The organism is Cognatundibacterium luofuense, from assembly GCF_018139685.1.
GTDB classification, from domain to species: domain Bacteria; phylum Pseudomonadota; class Gammaproteobacteria; order Burkholderiales; family Burkholderiaceae_D; genus Undibacterium; species Undibacterium luofuense.
This window is the reverse complement of the sequence record NZ_JAGSPN010000502.1, coordinates 1-306: the sequence shown is the minus strand read 5'-3', so window position 1 is coordinate 306 and position 306 is coordinate 1. Positions and strand designations below refer to the sequence as shown.

Annotated in this window: 1 protein-coding gene; it reads left to right on the top strand. The window is 50.0% G+C overall.

The genetic code is table 11. The features are described 5' to 3' along the window. Positions 1–75: 75 nt before the first annotated feature. A partial coding sequence (locus tag KDM89_RS21415) for a transposase (RefSeq protein ID WP_212689808.1) occupies positions 76–306 on the top strand: 231 nt, incomplete at its 3' end.

The window sequence follows — 306 nt, the reverse complement described above, 5'->3', positions numbered from 1 at the left end:
ATCCGGTGAAGTCATCTTGAAGTTAAGAGCGTAAGCGCAGATGATCGTGTCCACTTAATAAGTGGACACTTGTACATGATGGACGATGGAAACAATACACCAAGACGGCGTCGGCGGCACAGTGCCGAATTCAAGGCTCAGGTCATTCAAGCCTGCAAACAACCGGGAGTTTCCATTGCCGCCACGGCTTTGCGTTACCAGTTGAACGCCAATCAGGTCCGTATCTGGATCAAGGCGCATGCGCAATTGGCGATACCGTCGACGCAAATTACACCAGTCAACTCTGTTCCTGAATTCATTCCCATT